This is a genomic window from Streptomyces sp. NPDC101152, from assembly GCF_044768275.1.
Classification (GTDB): Bacteria; Actinomycetota; Actinomycetes; order Streptomycetales; family Streptomycetaceae; genus Streptomyces.
Map to the genome: position 1 here is coordinate 110,458 of NZ_JBIWPO010000002.1, position 15,217 is coordinate 125,674.

At 65.6% G+C, this 15,217-nt stretch carries 19 protein-coding genes; 4 read left to right on the forward strand and 15 right to left on the reverse strand.

The genetic code is table 11. From position 1 onward, the window contains the following. Positions 1–70 precede the first annotated feature (70 nt). Positions 71–1,414, reverse strand: a complete 1,344-nt coding sequence (locus ACIRVK_RS03045) for a hypothetical protein (RefSeq protein WP_404243368.1) — start codon at positions 1,412–1,414, stop codon at positions 71–73. After that, entirely contained in the window at positions 1,411–1,728 is a 318-nt protein-coding gene (locus tag ACIRVK_RS03050; RefSeq protein ID WP_404243370.1) for a type VII secretion target, read from the reverse strand. Before ACIRVK_RS03050 ends, ACIRVK_RS03045 begins: the two co-directional genes overlap by 4 nt. Positions 1,729–2,355: 627 nt before the next feature. Between ACIRVK_RS03050 and ACIRVK_RS03055 the strand changes: the two genes are divergently transcribed. Next, positions 2,356–2,892, forward strand: a complete 537-nt coding sequence (locus tag ACIRVK_RS03055; protein ID WP_404243372.1) for a GNAT family N-acetyltransferase — start codon at positions 2,356–2,358, stop codon at positions 2,890–2,892. Positions 2,893–3,236: 344 nt separating this feature from the next. After that, positions 3,237–3,869 (forward strand): hypothetical protein, encoded by a 633-nt coding sequence (locus ACIRVK_RS03060; RefSeq protein ID WP_404243374.1) that lies wholly within the window; start codon positions 3,237–3,239, stop codon positions 3,867–3,869. A 256-nt stretch (positions 3,870–4,125) separates the two neighbouring features. Here ACIRVK_RS03060 and ACIRVK_RS03065 read toward each other — a convergent pair whose 3' ends face one another. From ACIRVK_RS03065 to ACIRVK_RS03110, 10 genes are all read right to left on the reverse strand, one after another. After that, on the reverse strand, positions 4,126–5,016 hold the full coding sequence (locus ACIRVK_RS03065) for a hypothetical protein (RefSeq protein ID WP_404243376.1): 891 nt from the start codon (positions 5,014–5,016) through the stop codon (positions 4,126–4,128). Positions 5,017–5,022: 6 nt separating this feature from the next. Then, positions 5,023–5,688 (reverse strand): hypothetical protein, encoded by a 666-nt coding sequence (locus tag ACIRVK_RS03070; protein ID WP_404243378.1) that lies wholly within the window; start codon positions 5,686–5,688, stop codon positions 5,023–5,025. Between the two features lie 22 nt (positions 5,689–5,710). After that, positions 5,711–6,604 carry a hypothetical protein gene (locus ACIRVK_RS03075; RefSeq protein WP_404243380.1) on the reverse strand — a complete coding sequence of 298 codons (894 nt, stop codon included), beginning with the start codon at positions 6,602–6,604 and terminating at the stop codon, positions 5,711–5,713. A gap of 9 nt (positions 6,605–6,613) precedes the next feature. Continuing rightward, positions 6,614–7,831, reverse strand: coding sequence for an enoyl-CoA hydratase/isomerase family protein (locus ACIRVK_RS03080; RefSeq protein WP_404243382.1), 1,218 nt, complete (start codon positions 7,829–7,831; stop codon positions 6,614–6,616). A 58-nt stretch (positions 7,832–7,889) separates the two neighbouring features. Continuing rightward, positions 7,890–8,192 carry a hypothetical protein gene (locus ACIRVK_RS03085; protein WP_404243383.1) on the reverse strand — a complete coding sequence of 101 codons (303 nt, stop codon included), beginning with the start codon at positions 8,190–8,192 and terminating at the stop codon, positions 7,890–7,892. A 40-nt stretch (positions 8,193–8,232) separates the two neighbouring features. Next, entirely contained in the window at positions 8,233–8,967 is a 735-nt protein-coding gene (locus ACIRVK_RS03090; protein WP_404243385.1) for a hypothetical protein, read from the reverse strand. Positions 8,968–9,137: 170 nt separating this feature from the next. After that, positions 9,138–10,181, reverse strand: a complete 1,044-nt coding sequence (locus ACIRVK_RS03095; protein WP_404243386.1) for a hypothetical protein — start codon at positions 10,179–10,181, stop codon at positions 9,138–9,140. Beyond that, positions 10,169–10,822, reverse strand: coding sequence for a hypothetical protein (locus ACIRVK_RS03100; RefSeq protein ID WP_404243388.1), 654 nt, complete (start codon positions 10,820–10,822; stop codon positions 10,169–10,171). Before ACIRVK_RS03100 ends, ACIRVK_RS03095 begins: the two co-directional genes overlap by 13 nt. A 222-nt stretch (positions 10,823–11,044) precedes the next feature. Continuing rightward, positions 11,045–11,386 (reverse strand): hypothetical protein, encoded by a 342-nt coding sequence (locus ACIRVK_RS03105; protein WP_404243390.1) that lies wholly within the window; start codon positions 11,384–11,386, stop codon positions 11,045–11,047. Then, entirely contained in the window at positions 11,383–11,682 is a 300-nt protein-coding gene (locus ACIRVK_RS03110; RefSeq protein ID WP_404243392.1) for a hypothetical protein, read from the reverse strand. Before ACIRVK_RS03110 ends, ACIRVK_RS03105 begins: the two co-directional genes overlap by 4 nt. Before the next feature lie 219 nt (positions 11,683–11,901). Between ACIRVK_RS03110 and ACIRVK_RS03115 the strand changes: the two genes are divergently transcribed. Both ACIRVK_RS03115 and ACIRVK_RS03120 read left to right on the forward strand, forming a co-directional pair. After that, a complete protein-coding gene (locus ACIRVK_RS03115; protein ID WP_404243898.1) occupies positions 11,902–12,120 on the forward strand; it encodes a winged helix-turn-helix domain-containing protein in 219 nt (72 codons plus the stop codon). A gap of 117 nt (positions 12,121–12,237) precedes the next feature. Then, a complete protein-coding gene (locus tag ACIRVK_RS03120; protein WP_404243394.1) occupies positions 12,238–13,503 on the forward strand; it encodes an MFS transporter in 1,266 nt (421 codons plus the stop codon). A 104-nt stretch (positions 13,504–13,607) separates the two neighbouring features. Here ACIRVK_RS03120 and ACIRVK_RS03125 read toward each other — a convergent pair whose 3' ends face one another. The 3 genes from ACIRVK_RS03125 to ACIRVK_RS03135 all read right to left on the reverse strand — a co-directional run bounded on the left by ACIRVK_RS03125 (position 13,608) and on the right by ACIRVK_RS03135 (position 15,190). Beyond that, a complete protein-coding gene (locus tag ACIRVK_RS03125; protein ID WP_404243396.1) occupies positions 13,608–13,916 on the reverse strand; it encodes a helix-turn-helix domain-containing protein in 309 nt (102 codons plus the stop codon). Positions 13,917–14,076: 160 nt separating this feature from the next. Continuing rightward, positions 14,077–14,598, reverse strand: coding sequence for an SMI1/KNR4 family protein (locus tag ACIRVK_RS03130; RefSeq protein ID WP_404243398.1), 522 nt, complete (start codon positions 14,596–14,598; stop codon positions 14,077–14,079). A gap of 49 nt (positions 14,599–14,647) precedes the next feature. Next, positions 14,648–15,190, reverse strand: a complete 543-nt coding sequence (locus ACIRVK_RS03135) for an SMI1/KNR4 family protein (protein ID WP_404243400.1) — start codon at positions 15,188–15,190, stop codon at positions 14,648–14,650. Positions 15,191–15,217 lie beyond the last annotated feature (27 nt).

The following is a 15,217-nucleotide window of genomic DNA, read 5'->3' on the forward strand; positions in this document are numbered from 1 at the left end:
GAGGGTACTCCCAGGCCGTATGGTGGTCTACGGGGTTCATTTTGTCTCTCTTGTGTGTGGCGTCCGACGCTCAGAATGCGTGTCGTGCAAGGTCGATCAGAGCGCCGCTGTCCAGGATGCTGCGCACTCCGTCGATTCCGGTAGTGCTGTCCTTGACTCCCTCATTGTCCAGGTCATCCACAGCACTGGACACCAGACCGTAACCGGCGGTGGCGACACCAACCGAAGCCGAGGTGATCTCCACGATCTCACCTGCTCGCGCCGCGTCCCTTGCTCCCCGCACTGCCAAGCTCAAAGCGGGATTTCCAAGGCCCGCGATCGTCTTTGCCTGACTCATGGTTTCGCTGCCGAAGGTCGCCACCACCTTTCCGAGAGTGACTGCCTCCTCGCCGGCCTGCAGGGCGCTGACAGCCCCACGAGCGCCCATTCGCACAGCGGCTACGCCCGGAAACATGCCGAGCGCGTCACCGCCGACGCTGACGAAGTTGCCCCAGAAGTCAGAGTCGAACTCGCCTTTGGTGAAGCCATCTTTCAGCGACGCAAACACTTCGGAATCCGACAGTCGCATCGTGAGGGCAGTCGCGCTCAGCGCTGCCGCCGAGAGCAGCAGAACGGCTGCCGCCACGCCTCCTGTCGCGACGAACAGCGCCACCAGGCCGATGACACCCGCCGTGAAACTGAGGATGTCCGGCAGGTTCTCGGTGAACCAATCGCCGAATTCCTCGAGCCAACCGGGCTCGTGCGGTGCCAGCTTCTTCGTGGCGTCGCGAATCTTGCCAGCGCGGTAGCGGGCCTTCTCCTCGTGTTCTTCGGCGAGTTTCTTGGCCCTGCCGATGATTTTGTCGAGCTCGGCCTGGGCATCCGTCACCGCGGCGTTGGCTTGGGTGGGGGTCTTCTGTGCCTTGTCGTGCTGTCCGCCCTTGCCATGGAGATCCGGGTCGTTCTTGGCCGTTGCGGCGCGTCCCTTCGCTGCATCCACGGCGGCCTGAGCGTCCTTGGCTTCCTGCTCGAGCTTTTTGGCCCGGAGTTGGAACTCTTCGAGCTCGCCTTCCCAGCTGTTCAGATGCCGAGCAGCCTTGCGGATGGAGTGTGCGGCGTTCTTCAGGTTGAGCGGGAGAGGGCCACCCTCAAGCTGCTCGCGGAAGGCGACGGCGGCATCGCCCTTCCAGTAACTCCCGTCCATGAGCTTGGTGACGGTCCCATGCGTCTCTTCCAGCACCTTGGCACAGTTGCTGAGCTTCTTGTACAGATCGTTGACCGTGTCGGTGTCACCCGGGGTGGGATTGAAACCCAGATGCGGGTAGTGAGGATTCGGAATGGACGGAGATGACTTCAGTCCCTGTGGCAGACGACCCTCGCGCACTGCAGCGGAGTTGGCGTACGGAGGCTGCTCGAGCCCGGGTGTGTACGTCACTTCTTGACCTTCGCGCCGCCGTGCTTCGACTTCATCAGGGCTTCTTCCAATGCCTGGTCGACCTCTTCATAACTGGCCTTGCTCTGACCAATGATCTTGGCGAGATCCTCGGTCTGCTTACCGATCTCCTCGGCTCCGTACTTCCAGTCGTCCTGGAAGTCCTCGCACGCCGAGTCCAGGTCGTCCGTACCCAGGCCGGTGACCGTCGCATCGTTCAGCGCCTTGCGTAGACCTTTCAAGGAGGCGCTCGATTTGTCCAAAAGCTTCATGAAGTGCGCGAGTTCGCCGCCGTCCACGGCGAGTCGGTCAGCCATGTGCCGGTGCCCTCTCCCCCGCTCAGAGTTCGTTCATCGGGCGATGTTCTACCCCGCTCAACCTTCACCGCCGCGTGTTGTCGGGCTTGACAGTACGCACGCTCACGGGCGTCTTGGTCGCGTCGGCTCCGACACGACTGTGCTGTCGGCCTAGGGAGCGGGACAAGATCATGCAAAGTATGCTCCATGATGAAACCCAAGGAAGGCCAAGTTTTGGCCAGGTATGCAGACCGTACCCTTGGCCTTCTCCGTTTCGTCAGCGCGAACTTACTGGTAAACAGGGGCAATTCGGATTATCCGGACGGGTGTGTGAAGACGATGGTCGGGTGCGAACGGCGGGTCCGATGGCCAGGCCGACGACTCTGCAGCAAGGGGGCGCCTACTGGCGCCCATGACGTTGGTGGGGTTCGTCGGTCGCTGCTGCCGCCCTCAAATTCACACCACGGAGTGAATCCCAATGGTGAAGGCGCTGCGGGCACTCCATCGGCGGGTTGCCATGGCGCTGCCGCTGTGCAGCGGTGCCCCTGCGACCGCTCACACTCCTCGGACGCGCCTGACTGCCACCTGCATGGATCAGGAGGGGGAAATCGGGTTGATCGGCTACTGCCCCTCCTATAGCAATGCCCTGTGATACGCGGCGAAAAGACCGGGCTGCGAGCCCGGCACGAGAGCGACGTCCCCGTTCTCCATTCCGAGCTGTACGACGATGTGGCCACCCGGTCTGGCGCTGACTCTCGTCCCTGGCAGCCCATCCCCCCAGGTTCGGATCACTCACCCTTCACCGTGACCGGACCGTCGGACGAGGCGGCGTGCTTCTCCGTTGTCGAGCTGGAGTCGCAGGAGCTGGCCGGCGAGGCTCTGCTGTGGGGCATCGACACACACAACCGGACGGCGCACATCGGGATTGCCCTGCGCCCCGCATTCCGCGGCCGCGGGCTCAGCGCCGACGTCCTGCACACGCTCTGCGAGTACGGGTTCGCCGTACGCGGACTACAGCGCCTGCAGATCGATACCCTTACGGAGAACGCCCCGATGCTCGCGGCGGCGGCCAGGGTCGGGTTCATACGCGAGGGCACACTGCGGCGCTCCGCCTGGGTGTACGGCGCATACAAAGACGAGGCCATCCTCGGCCTCCTCGCGATCGAATGGACGCCCCGGAGGTGAACAACAGGAGCCCACTATCACCTCACTCTCCTCCACAGGAGGAGGACAGTTGCTGGTGGGCCTTTGAGTGAAAGGGAACCAGCGACCCCTTCGCTACCGCGTGTGTGAGGGAGCCGGATAACCGGCACGTGAGCTCAGTGAAGAACACGAGCAGTGCGACCTGCAGTGGCGCGCGACCGCACCAGCATCCTCTCTTCCACTCTCCGACAACCACACGCTGAGGACAAGACTGCAATTTTTTCGGTCCACCCCAGACACTTATGGGGCGCGGTGACCTGCGCCGCTCTCCAAGGGGGAGGACCTTCATGCCAGAGATCTGTGACCCGCACGGCAGCCTGCACCGCATGCTGTGGATCGGCGGCGCACAGTGGGCCGGGAAGACCACCGTCTCCGAAGTCATTGCTGAGCAACATGGACTGACCGTTTATCACTACGACTACCACGACGCGCGCGGCCACCAGGATCGCCGGATCGCGCGTCGGATCGCGCTGTGCGAGCCGGTGACGGACCCGACCCCGGATCAGGTCTGGTTGGACCGGAGCCCGGAGGAAATGGCCGCCGAGACGCTGGCGGGCTTCCCGATCCGCTTCGAGTGGGCGTTGGACGACCTGCGCGCATTGTTCACCAGTCGGCCGGCGATCGCCGAGGGTTGGGGGCTGCGACCGGAGCTGGTCGCACCGATGGTCGACTCACCGCGGCGGATGGTCGTCCTCGTCCCCACCGAGGAATTCCGGCAACACCAACTGCGCACCCTCCCGCGCGCGGGTGCTCTCCGCGTACCTGTCAGCAACCCGGCCCGCGCCCAGGCCAATCGCATCGCCCGTGACCGTCTGGTCGCTGAGGACGCGGCGCAGAACGCCCGCCGTCTCGGCATCCGTGTCATTGAGGTCGACGGCACGCTCGACGCGGCTGCGGTGGCGGAGGCAGTCACCGAGCAGTTCGCTCCTTACCTGGGCACGTCGACGGGAGCTGCGTAGCCGGTCGACGCCATCGGCACTGCACGCGAGGGGAAAAGCGGCGGGTTGACGAGACTCGGGCACCGCGCCGCGGGGAGTGACACCGGGACCAGAGGCCCCAGCCGCACAATTCCGCTCGACTGCCGTGCCGTTGAGTGTCACCGACCGAGAGCAGTCCAGCCATCCGAGACGCCAATCCGGTGGCGAAAACGACATTGGTTCCCGCACGCAGGCCTTGCAACCTGAAGAGCCTCAGGCATTCCGCTCATCCACGCCGTTACAGGTCTCCCGGCTGTGGTTTGGCCGCTTCTCCAGAGGGTCCCATCAGGATCGAGTGGGTCTCGTGGACGTCCCTCGCCGCCTTCGAGGGAACGCGGACCTCGACCATGACGATGCCGCTCGTGAGACGGGTGAGGAGTGGAGGTTGGGCGTTGGTCGGGAGGTCGGCGAGGAAGCGGGTCAGACGGTCGCGTTGGCCGCTGGAGAGTTCGCTTTCGGGGACGGTACGGACCGTCCCGGCGAGCAGTTGACTCAGACGCTGGGCGCTGTCGGGGTTGCCGGTGAACAGGCGGACCCAGGACTGGTCGGCAAAGGTCAGCCGCACGTCCGCTTCGACCTCGCTGTACGTCATCTGCCGGGCACCGGCGATGGTGTCGCGGGGGTATTCGGCCAGCACGTCGGCCTTGTCCAACGTGCCGGATCGGGTGCCGAGGAAGAGCAGGCGCCGGCTGGTGAGGACGAGGTCGGTGGCGTAGCCCGCGGGGCGGCGGGCGGGGTCGAGTTGCCAGGGGACGGTACGTGCGAGCGTGCCGGGGGCGGCCCACATGACGGGGAAGTCCTGGACCTCGTTCTCCGGCTCCTCCGGCTTGCCGCGCAAGGGTGCGTCGCCGAACGGCGAGCCGGCGGCTCCGCCGATGTTCGCGATGATGTTCGCGATCACCGGTATGCCGACCAGGAAGGCACGGCCGGTACGGCGAGCGACGCGGTCTCCGGTCGTGCGCAGGGAGTAGACCGGCCCCTCGGGCCAGCCGGGCAGTTCGTCTTGGATGTCATTGCGAGCGGGATCTCTGAACCACCGGCACCCTGCGACGGCCGGAGCGAAACCCGTGGAGAACTTGGCGGCGTTGCGGAGGAGTAGATCCTCCTCGTGATCGGGATACCAGTCCACGTGCCGTCAGTCTTCTTCGGCCGAGCCACCCGAGAAGGTGTCGATCACAGGGTCGGCGAATGACAGCGTCCGGAGAATCGACACGATCATGTCGCAGAATTCGTTCCAGTACTCGGTGGATGCGGTGTGGAGAGTAAATATAGCTGTGTAAGGGCCGTTCGGGAACGGAACATGCACCTGAATCTGTCCCGTGAGGAGCTGTTTCTCCTCCTGGTCCGCAGTGAGCTCTGGCGAGATCGTCACCTCGCGCATGGTCACGCAGGAAACCGCCGGGCCGCAGGGCAGGTCCATCCAGCGTGCGTCATGCTGCGGATCGCGGCTCAGAACGGCGAGGATGCCTTGGGCTGCGACGTCCGGCTCGGTCTGGTCGGTCTGCACGGCCGCCGCGGTGAAGGCGCACTGAACCACACCGCCGTCGTCGGTCGAGAAGAGACCCAGAGCCGAATACGAAAGGCCGCTGAGCGCGAGCTGCTCTGCCAAGGCTGCGTAGAACGGCGCCGCCGGGGTCCACAGGGATTCGTCTCCGCGGGAGTAGAGCTCTCTCACGAATGCGTCGGACAGTTCGGCTCGTTCCTGGGACGCGGCTGCCAAGGGCAGAGTGAAGAATCCCTCGGGGACGGTGAACGAGAGCGGAGGTATGTCCTCGTCGACAGTGATGAGAGGCGTGGGCACGGGTATTCGGGTTCCAATCTGGTCAGACGTCGCCTTGCTCGTATGCGACGGGTTCGCCATCGGCGCCCATCAGACAGACGTCGCTCCCGATTCCGTAGTCGGGATCGATCGAGCTGGTCCGCAAGTATTCGGCACGGAGATGGCCGCTCGGCCGACAGGTGATCAAGAGGTCGCCCGGACTGTCCTGGCGCTTGAGGAATTTCGCGACTGTCTGGTGCTGTCCTGGTGTCAGCGCCTCGTCGGTCACCAGTGCCGGAGTGTCGGCTAGGAATCGCGTGACGTCGTCACGGCAGTTCGTGTTCCACCCCGCGAGACGGCTCCAGGATCCGTCGGTGAACACGATCTTGAAATCCACGGCGCTTTGGCTGAACTTCATCCGCTGTGCCGTAGCGATGTTGACCCGAGGGATCTCCCACAGCACCTCGTCGTGAGGTAGGTCCTTGGCGTCGAGAAGGCCAAGGACCAATGCTCGCCGATCAGTTACCACAAGGTGCGTCCGATCGAGGTCCGAACGGCGTCCGGGATCGAGCTGCCAGGGGAGGGTGCGCGCCAGCGTTCCGGGTGCGGCCCATAGGACGGGGAAGTCCTCGACCTCGTTCTCCGGCTCCTCCGGTTGTCCGAGACTGGCCACCGTACCCGTACTGCCCGAACCGGCCAGTGATTCCAGCACGCCGAGGGTCGCCACGAGCAGGAAACGTGCACCGAATTTTCTTCCTTCGCGTAGGCGGCCTTCCGTTTTGGTACGCGGGGTGTATCGGGGGCCCTCGGGCCAGCCAGGTAGCTCGTCCTGGATGTCACGTCGATCGGTGTCACGGAACCAGCGCATGCCGGCTACGGGAGTGGCGACACCTGTGGCGAAGCTCACTCCGCAGCGAGCAAGCAGGGTCTCGTCAGGGTCAGGCTGCCATGTCGTCATGTTCGCGCCTCAATGTGCGGTTGCGGACTGATGAAGACTGTCCCCCGGATTGGTCGAGTCGCCGCTGTGCAGGCCGATGCTGATTCCCTTGGGAAGGACCTTGCCCGCGACGTCGATGCCTCTGCCCAGTTTGCTCAACGGATCGACGGTGAACTTTTCACCCAGAAGGGCGGCTCCCTTGGTGCCCAGCCACTGGCCCTGGTGATATCCGGCCTCGGCGAGTCCGGCGAGCCGGTTCATCGCTCCGCTCTCGTGGCTCAGGAGGCCGAGGTTCTTGCCGGTGCCGCCCAGGACGATCTTTCTGCCCAGGAGGCCGATACCGCCCTCGACGGATTTCGCCATGTCGCCGGTGGCGATCACATTGAAGGCCTTCCCGATACGGGATACCTCGAAGCCCTTGCCGAATTCTGCGATTCGGGCGCCCGCGGCTGCCTCGCTGGCCACCTTCGCACCCTTTCCGAAGAGGCCGATGCCGGGCAGGAGCCCGAGGGCATCCGTTCCCATTGTCATCCAGCTGACGTCCGCGCCACCCGCCATCGCAACGCTGTGCGCGACGAGGGCCAGACCGCTCGTGAGTACTGCCGCGGCACCGAATATGGCTCCGAGCGGCTCGAAGGGCAGAGTAATGATGGCCAGTACGCCGAGAACCGTGGTGATGTCGCTGAGGATGTCGCCGATCTCTTTGATCAAGTCGGCGTGGTCCTCGATCCAGGTACCGGTGGCATCCCAGGCGCTCGCAATCCCGTGACCGAGCTTGTCCCAGAATCCGGGTTCGGCGGGCGCGATGTCGCCGGCCTTGTCCAGTTCCTTGCTTATCTGCCGGGCGGCATGGCGGTACTCGTCCTCGAGTTCGTGGACTTTCTGGATGACGCCGTCGACGGCGCTGGAGGCCTTGGCCAGGTCGTCGCTGCCTTTGCCGTCGGCTTTGGCTTGGGCCTTGGACTTGGCGTCGAGTTTTTCGCCGGCGGTCTTCTCGAGCCTGTCGGCCCGGTCCTGGAAGTCCTGGAGTTCGTTGGCCCAGCGGTGCAGTGCGCGGGAGGCCTTGTCGAAGGAGTCGTGGCTCTTGCGTATGAGAGGGGTGACGTCCTTGCCTATGTACTCGGAGAACGCGAGGGCAGTCTTGCCCTTCCAGGCACCGCACTCGATGCGCTCCAACTCACCCAGCGCTGTGCCGAGTTCTCCTGCCAGCTTGCCGATCTGTTTGGCAAGGTCCCGGGTGTCCTCCACGTTTCCCGGTGTGGGGTCCCAGCCTATGTGGGGGAATGCAGGCCGCTGCCCTGCCACGTCACTTGCCCTTCTTCTGTGGGGCCTTGAGGGATTCGGCCAGGTCCAGGTCGAGTTTGCCGAAGCTCTCCCCGATCTTGTTGATCATCTTGACGGCGCCCTGGGTGTGCTTGCCGAGTTGCTTGATGCCGTAGGCCCAGTCGTCGGCGAAGCCGTGGACGTCGTCCACGAGGTTGCTCTCGCCGACGGCCGAGGCGTCCGTGTTCTTGAGCGTGCGGCGGGTGGCTTCCATGCGGTCGCTTATGGAGGAGAACGTCTTCTTCAGATCCTCGAAGACGGTGTCTTCGAGACGCAGGTCACTCATATCCCACTCGATTTCTTCCAGCGCACGACCAAGTGCTTTCCTACGTACGGCATTTGGTGGCCCCCCTCGCGGAGATGATCTGGGACGTTTGCCATACCCCGTCCGAGTTTTTGTCCAGGCTAGTTTCGTAGAGGACGTAGCTGTTCTTGGTGACCGGCGTCCTCGCGATCTTGTTTGTTTTCTTGTCTTTGCTGAAACCCTTGCTCTCGTCGGCGCAGAACGAGAGGGTGGCCGCTGTCTTGCTCGTCAAGGTCACGGTGCGGTCGTAATAGCGAGCCACGCCCGTGAGCGTGGCTCCCGCCTGCTCGAACCCGGCGACCCAGGACTGTGCGGCCTCAAGTGCCTTGCCTGTGTTGTAGAAGGCGATGCCCCGGCCTTGGGGATCCGTACCCGTGATAGCGGCATCCACAGCCCGCATACGCTCCGCGTTGTCAGCCAACACGGCGTCCTTCGTGGAATTCCCCGTCCTCGTATCCACGAAGACCAGGGTCAGGTCGGAAGGCAATACAATCTTTGGCCTGCCGGCCTTGCCGGACGCTGAAACGCTGGGTGAGGCCGCCGTCGGCCTCGTTGTGTCCGCTCCCACGATCCTGCCGTCGCTTCCGGAGCTGTCCTTTCCGCCTCCGCAGGCTGTCAGCAGCAGCGTTGCAGTCGCGGTGAGTACGGCGGCAGAGGGCGCAGCGCGGCGCTTCACAGTTGGCTCCCCGTAGGTCTGAAGTTCCTTCAAGAGCACAAACGCTATCGGTGAGGCTCTGGCTTTCGCCAGAGCGAACATCAATGCAAATGTGCCCAATTGGGATTTTCTGGTCTCGTGTGAGTGTTTGATGTTTCCGGATGGTGCTCAGGCGAGTGGAGGCCGGGGACCTCGCCGCATGGGGAACCCGGGCCGTTGTTCTTTCTCCGACTGGCGAACAGCCCAGAGCTTCGGGGGGCGCCCATGGTTCATCAGCGGTTGACTGCTTGGATCTCCTGCACGATGACGGCCTGGGTGGCGCCGAAAGTGCCGTCGGGGAGGTCGTCGCCGGTGCCGCCGGAGCCGGTCCAGTGGATCTTCCAGGTGATGGTGGCCTTGAGCGGATAGGAGCCGTTCCCGGAAGAACGGAGGTATTTCACGCCGCATGGCGGGGTCTCGTCCGCCTTGCCCTTGGCGTACGGCTCCCCGATCTGGCCCTTCTTGATGGTGCAGACGCCGGAGGCTGGGTACGTTTCGGCGTCTGATGTGCCCGGGTCGATCTTGAGAGATACCGGCTCAGCGGTCGTTGTCGCGGAGATCCCCAGGACCGGCACGGAGGCGGTGACGGAGACCGGCTTGAAGTCGGCAGCGTCAAGCCAGGCCCAAGTGGGGAGGTTGACCTTGGTCGTGCCGGCCGGCGCTAGGGTCACTTTGGTGCTGGGGACGCGGACCTCGTTGTAGGCGAGTTCGGCGAGGACCTTCGGGGTGACCGCTTGGGGGACGTCGGCCGGAGGACTGGTGTCGGCGTCCACCCAGAAGATGGGCTTGGTGCAGTCGAGGGCGGCCGGGTCTCCTTCGCGGCCCGGCGTGACGTAGAAGTCCCACCAGTAGCCCTTACCAGTTTTGTCCTTGTTGAAGTCCTTGTACGGGTGGCCGTTGACGTAGCGGTCACGCTGCTGGGCGTCCCACTCGTAACCGGTGGAATCAACTGCCCAGATCGGCTCCAGATATGCCTTGAGCTGCGCTGGGGTGTACTTCGGCGCGTAGTAGCACGCCGGTGGTGTCCAGGTCGTCGTGGAGGTGACCGGGCCGACAGACTGGCCGGAGCCGTTGTTGGAGCGGTCGTAGACGACGACTCCCGCAGTTGCGGAGATGTTGCCCCTGCCGTCCGAGTTGCCAGATGTATCGGGGGGCTGCTGGGCGCCCTGTCCCTGACCTGGCCCATATGCTGAGGCCGTCCCTGGCAGCCCCAGTCCACACAAGGTCACGAACACGCTGAGTGTCAGGATGCGCCTCCGACCGGTCACCCGGCGCATGACTTGTCTCCTCGCTTCGAAATCAGAGCGCTGGTCTGCCACACACCCTGCTTGCTCTTCTGGAGGCGGGTGTTGTACAGCACGTACGGGCTCTCACCCGAAGGGGTCTTGTCGACCTTGTTGGTCTTGCGGTTCTTGTTGAAACCCCTGCTCTCGTCGGAGCAGTAGGCGACGGAGGCCGTGCTACTGCCGCTGAGCGTCACCTTCGGCGCGTAGTAACGGGTCGTGCCGGTGAAGGAGAGATTGGCCTTCACATATGCCTGCACCCAGGCCACCGCATCGGTCAATGCCTTGTCCCGGTAGTAGAACGGGAGGCCGGGCGCCCCCGCGTCGCCGCGCAGGATGGCGTCGTTCGTCGCGTCGATGCGTCGGGCAGTGTCGGCCAGAACCGTGTCCTCGGTCGTATCGCCGGTCTTCCAGTCCTCGTACTTGTCCCTTACGTCCGAGGGCAGCTTGATCTGCGGACGGCCTGGCACGGTGGAGGCTGGCCCACTCGGCGAAGCCGCCGTCGGGCTCCCGGTGTCAGCCCCCGCGATCTTGTCGTTGGCCTTGGAGTTACTGCCCCCGCCCCCGCAGGCCGTCAGCAGCAGGGCTGCGGCTGCGGTGAGCGCGGCGGCAGCGGGCAAAGTGCGGCGCTTCACTGTGGTGGACTCCCCGTGAGACTGAAGTACGTCAAGGGCACAAACGGTATCGGTGGGGTTCCTGGTTTCGCCAGAGCGAACTTCCCTGCGAACTTGGGTAATTGGGGGCGTAACGGTCGGGCTGGGGTGTCTGCCGTGTCCTGATCGTGCTCCAACGGGCGGCGGCTCCGGACCTGTGGAAGTGAGGTCTCCGGAGCCGCCGTTGGTGGGAGTTCCGTTTCGCTATCGCGGCCCGCCGCACCTCGCGCAGGCGCAGGGCGGGTACGCCGACGTGCGCGGCACTGGTTCGGCGCGGCCGCCGGCGACGACCTCCAGCTTGCCGCTGTCGGCCGTCACGGTGCCGCATGCGTCGATTTTGTAGACGCGGATGGTGAGGCGGGAGCGGCGGTGGGCGGATTCCAGGAGTTCGAGCGCGTCGCGTGGGGGCGGGTAGTGGGTGGCGCACTCCGGGCACGCGTACACGTTGAAGCCGGGGCCCGTGGCGGCGTGGACCTCGTGGACCAGGACCGGCTCGTCCGTGATGCGCTCGCAGCGGGTGCACATCCGCGTCGCGGGGCGGGTCACCGGGTGGCCGCCGGAACGCGGACACCGTGGATGCGCTTCGGGCCTACGTCGATGCCGAGCGTCGCGAGACCGGCGGCCCGACGGCGTTCGCGTTGGCGGCGATGTTCGGCCTGGTCCAGGACGTACGGGCGGACGAGACGAGACGCGTTGCCGTCCAGGAATTCGGTGAAGCGGGGAGGCGGTGCGAGTGGGGCGAGTCGTAGCGGTGGGAGAGCGCCGAGGCGGTGACGGCCGCGTGGGCGTGGGGTGCAGAGAGTCAGCATCCAGGCGAGGGTGCGGACGATAAGGTCCAGCATGTCGACGCTCCTTCGTAGCGTGGGCCATGCCCCGGGACGGCTTGCCTCCGTCGCCGGGGTCTTTCGGTAACAAGCACGCTACAGGGTGCAGCTGGGAGGTGTATAGCGGTTAGCCGCACTCCACTGAGACGGGGCGCTCAGTGCTGTCGTACGTTGTTCGATATGACGGCGGAATCAGGGCAGTCGCCAATCGACCCACGCAAGATCGCGTACGTCTACATGCAGGTGGCCGATCACATCGCTGGACGCATTGCCAAGGGTGAGCTTCGGCCTGGGGCCCGCCTCCCAGGGGAACGCGATCTCGCGGCGGAGTACGGGGTCGCGCATCTGACGGCGCGTCGTGCCACGCGTGAGCTCCGCGAGCGCGGCCTGGTCGTAACTCTTCCCGCGAAGGGGACCTTTGTCGCCTATCCCACGGCGGACGACAGCCAGGACTAGCGTCACCGCGTCAGCGGTCTGTGAACGCGATCATGGAGTCGCAGCCTTCGACGTTCCCTCGGCTTCTGTCCAATAGTCGACGCCTGGGTGACGGCCTCGGCGCATATCGTGGCGCGGGTGAGCGATGCCAGCGGAGCCGGGGTCGAGATAGCCGCCGATGTGCCACGACAGGTTCCGCTCCGGCGCAACACGGGCTTCCGGATGCTGTGGATCGGCCAGTTGTTGTCCGATACCGGCACACAGATCAGCGGGATCGCCTACCCGCTGCTCATCCTGGTCCTGACCCACTCCGTGGTGCTCGCCGGTGTGGTGGGTACGGTGCGGGCCATCGCGGTGCTCTGCCTGCAACTGCCCGCCGGGGCGCTGTCGGACCGGTTCGACCGGCGGCTGACGATGGTCATCTGTGACGTCGTGCGCGCTGTCATGTTGGCGCTGCTCGGCACCCTGATCATGCTGGATCTCGCGTCCTGGCCGGTGGTGTTGGCCGTGAGCCTGGTCGAGGGGGCTGCCGGGGCCGTCTTCGACCCGTCCGCCGCCGCCGCGCTGCCGGGAATCGTGGCGGACGGGCAGCTCGAGCAGGCGTGGGCGGCCACCGAAGCCCGGACGTACGGGGCGAGCCTGGCCGGGCCGGCGCTCGGTGGTGTGCTGTTCGGGGTGGGTCGGGCCGTCCCGTTCCTGGCCGACGCCGTCTCCTACGTGGTTTCGTTCTGCACGGTGAGCCGGATCCGGGGGCGGTTCCGACCGGAGAACGCGGGTGAGCGCAAGGCGTTGTGGCGCGAGGTGACCGATGGGCTGCGGGTCGTCTGGCGGGTGCCGATTCTGCGCGCGGCGGTGATCCAGACACCTCTGCTGAACTTCGCCTTCACCGGCGTGATCTTCAGCGTCACCGTCGCGATGCGACAGCACGGGACCTCCACCGCGGTGATCGGCCTGGTGCAGGCAGCCATCGCGGGCGGCGGGCTGCTCGGCGCCGTGGTCGCACCCCGCCTGCAACGGCGCATGCGCCTCGCAACCCTGGTCACCACGATCGCCCTCGCAGGGGCCCTGCTCTTCGGGGTTGCGGCCCTGCTCATCCCGTCACCCCTGCTGGCGGCGCCGGTCGCCCTGGCGCTGCTGCTCGCGCCGGCCGCGAACGCCGCGCTGATTGCCGTGGTGCTTCGCAGCGCGCCGGAGGACATGCGTGGCCGGGTCATCAGCACCGTGGTGATGGCGGCCACCGCTCTCGCCACGCTGGCACCACTGATCGCCGGCCTGATCATCCAGCACGCGTCCGGCGCCTGGGCGGTAGGCGCCTTCGCCGCCACGACCGCCGTCGCGGCCGTGCTGTCCCTGACCCTGCCGGGCTTTCGGCACGCGGAGTCCCCGGCGGCCCCAGCGGGCTGAGTGGCTGAACGAACAGGACGCGCGGGGCGGTGCCGAGCTTTCGGGCAAACGCGCTGGAAAGAAGCAGAGGCTGGTCGCTCGCCTGAGTCGGCGTCCCCGCCGACTCAGGCGGCGTGACCCTCGAAACGGAACTCAGGGCTGGTGCGCGGGTCGATGTGGGCGCCGGCTTCCAAGGCGGTGGCCAGGTGCTCGATCAGTTCCAACGTCGGGTCCACGCCGCTCTCCTCGATGGCCTCGATGTCCTCTTCGGACAGGCCGGCGCGGCGGGCCAGTTCCGCGATGCTCCAGCCGAGGGCAGACCGGCGGTCGTGGACTGCCTGGGCGAAGTCCATGCGGCGGCCCGCAGCACGGTACGCAGGGTCCTCGCGGTGCTTGGCCGGGACCTTCCAGCTGGTGTGGTATCCGCTGCTCATCGGGCCTCCTCCTCCCTACCGTAGACGTCGTGCTCACCGGCTGGCGGGTGCTCGGCCTCGCACAGCTTCCTTGCTCGGTGCGCTCTCAGGATTTCGTCGGTCTCGCGCATCTTCGACTTCCCCCGCAGTCCTGGACCAGGGCCTCCACGTCTGCCCTCCGTCACAGGTCGAGAGACCTGAACTCAGGTACCGAATTGTCGGGCAACCGGACCACGTTCGATTCGAGGTGCCCCGTCAGAATTCCGTACATGAAGTCGATGCAGGACATCTGGTGGTGTTCCCAGCGGAGTGCGTCCGAAGTGATCGCCATGACGGGCCAGGTTTCGGGATCCTGGTCCGGCCGCACGAGCCAGGTCAGATGATCACCGTCGTCGGTGTCGGCCCAGATGACGAGTTCGTTCTCGGACCCCTCGAAGATTTCCTCGGGAGCATCCGGCTCGCCGTCCCACAGGTCCTCCATGGCGCCTGTGAATTCCTCGTTGTTGGTGACGATGCCGAAGTCCTCGACGCCTCGTCGAGGGGTGAACAGGCGGATGTGGTTGCCGAACCTTCCGCAGCCGTAGCGCTCCACGAGCAGTTTGTACGTCGAGGGGAGCGGCGAGCCCAGAGCCTGTTCGGTCCGGGGCCAGTCCGGATGTTCGACGGCGGCCGGGGGAGGGGCGATTTCCATCAAGTCGGCCAAGGGGTACCTTTCCCACACGCGACGCGACTGAAGGGTGAGCCGGGCCCCCTCAGCCCCCATCCGCCGGGTAGCTCGTGAAGCTCGGTTCGTCGATGTCCGGGGTGATGATGTCGGACTCGATGTCTCCCGTGAGGAGCCCCAGGAGGACCGCCGTGGCCGGCGCGTCGTGGTGTTCCCAGGCCTCGGCGATGTCGCGCGAGACGAGCAGGGTGCGCCAGGCGGTGGGGGGCTGGTCGGGGTGGGCCAGCCAGTTGAGGGTGTCGCCGTCGATCGTCTTTGCCCAGGCGATCAGTTCATAGCCGAGGTCGGCGCTGAACTCCTCCGGCTGTTCGTCTTCCTCCTCCCAGATCTCCGCCGCGAAATCGCTGCGTCCGTCGTTGAACGAGACGATGTCGTAGGCCTTGCGTACGTCGGCCGGCACGAGCAGTTCGATGTAGCCGCAGAAGGACCCGGATCCGTAGGCGCCGACGAGAGCCTTGTAGTCGGCCGGGAGTTCGCGGTGCAGGGCGGCCTCGACCGGTGCCCAGTCGGCGGATGGCGGTTGGGGCGGGGGTGGCGCAAGTCGGATGAGACGTTCAAGCGTCGCGTTCATTCTTCTCCGCTGTCCGATACTTCCAGT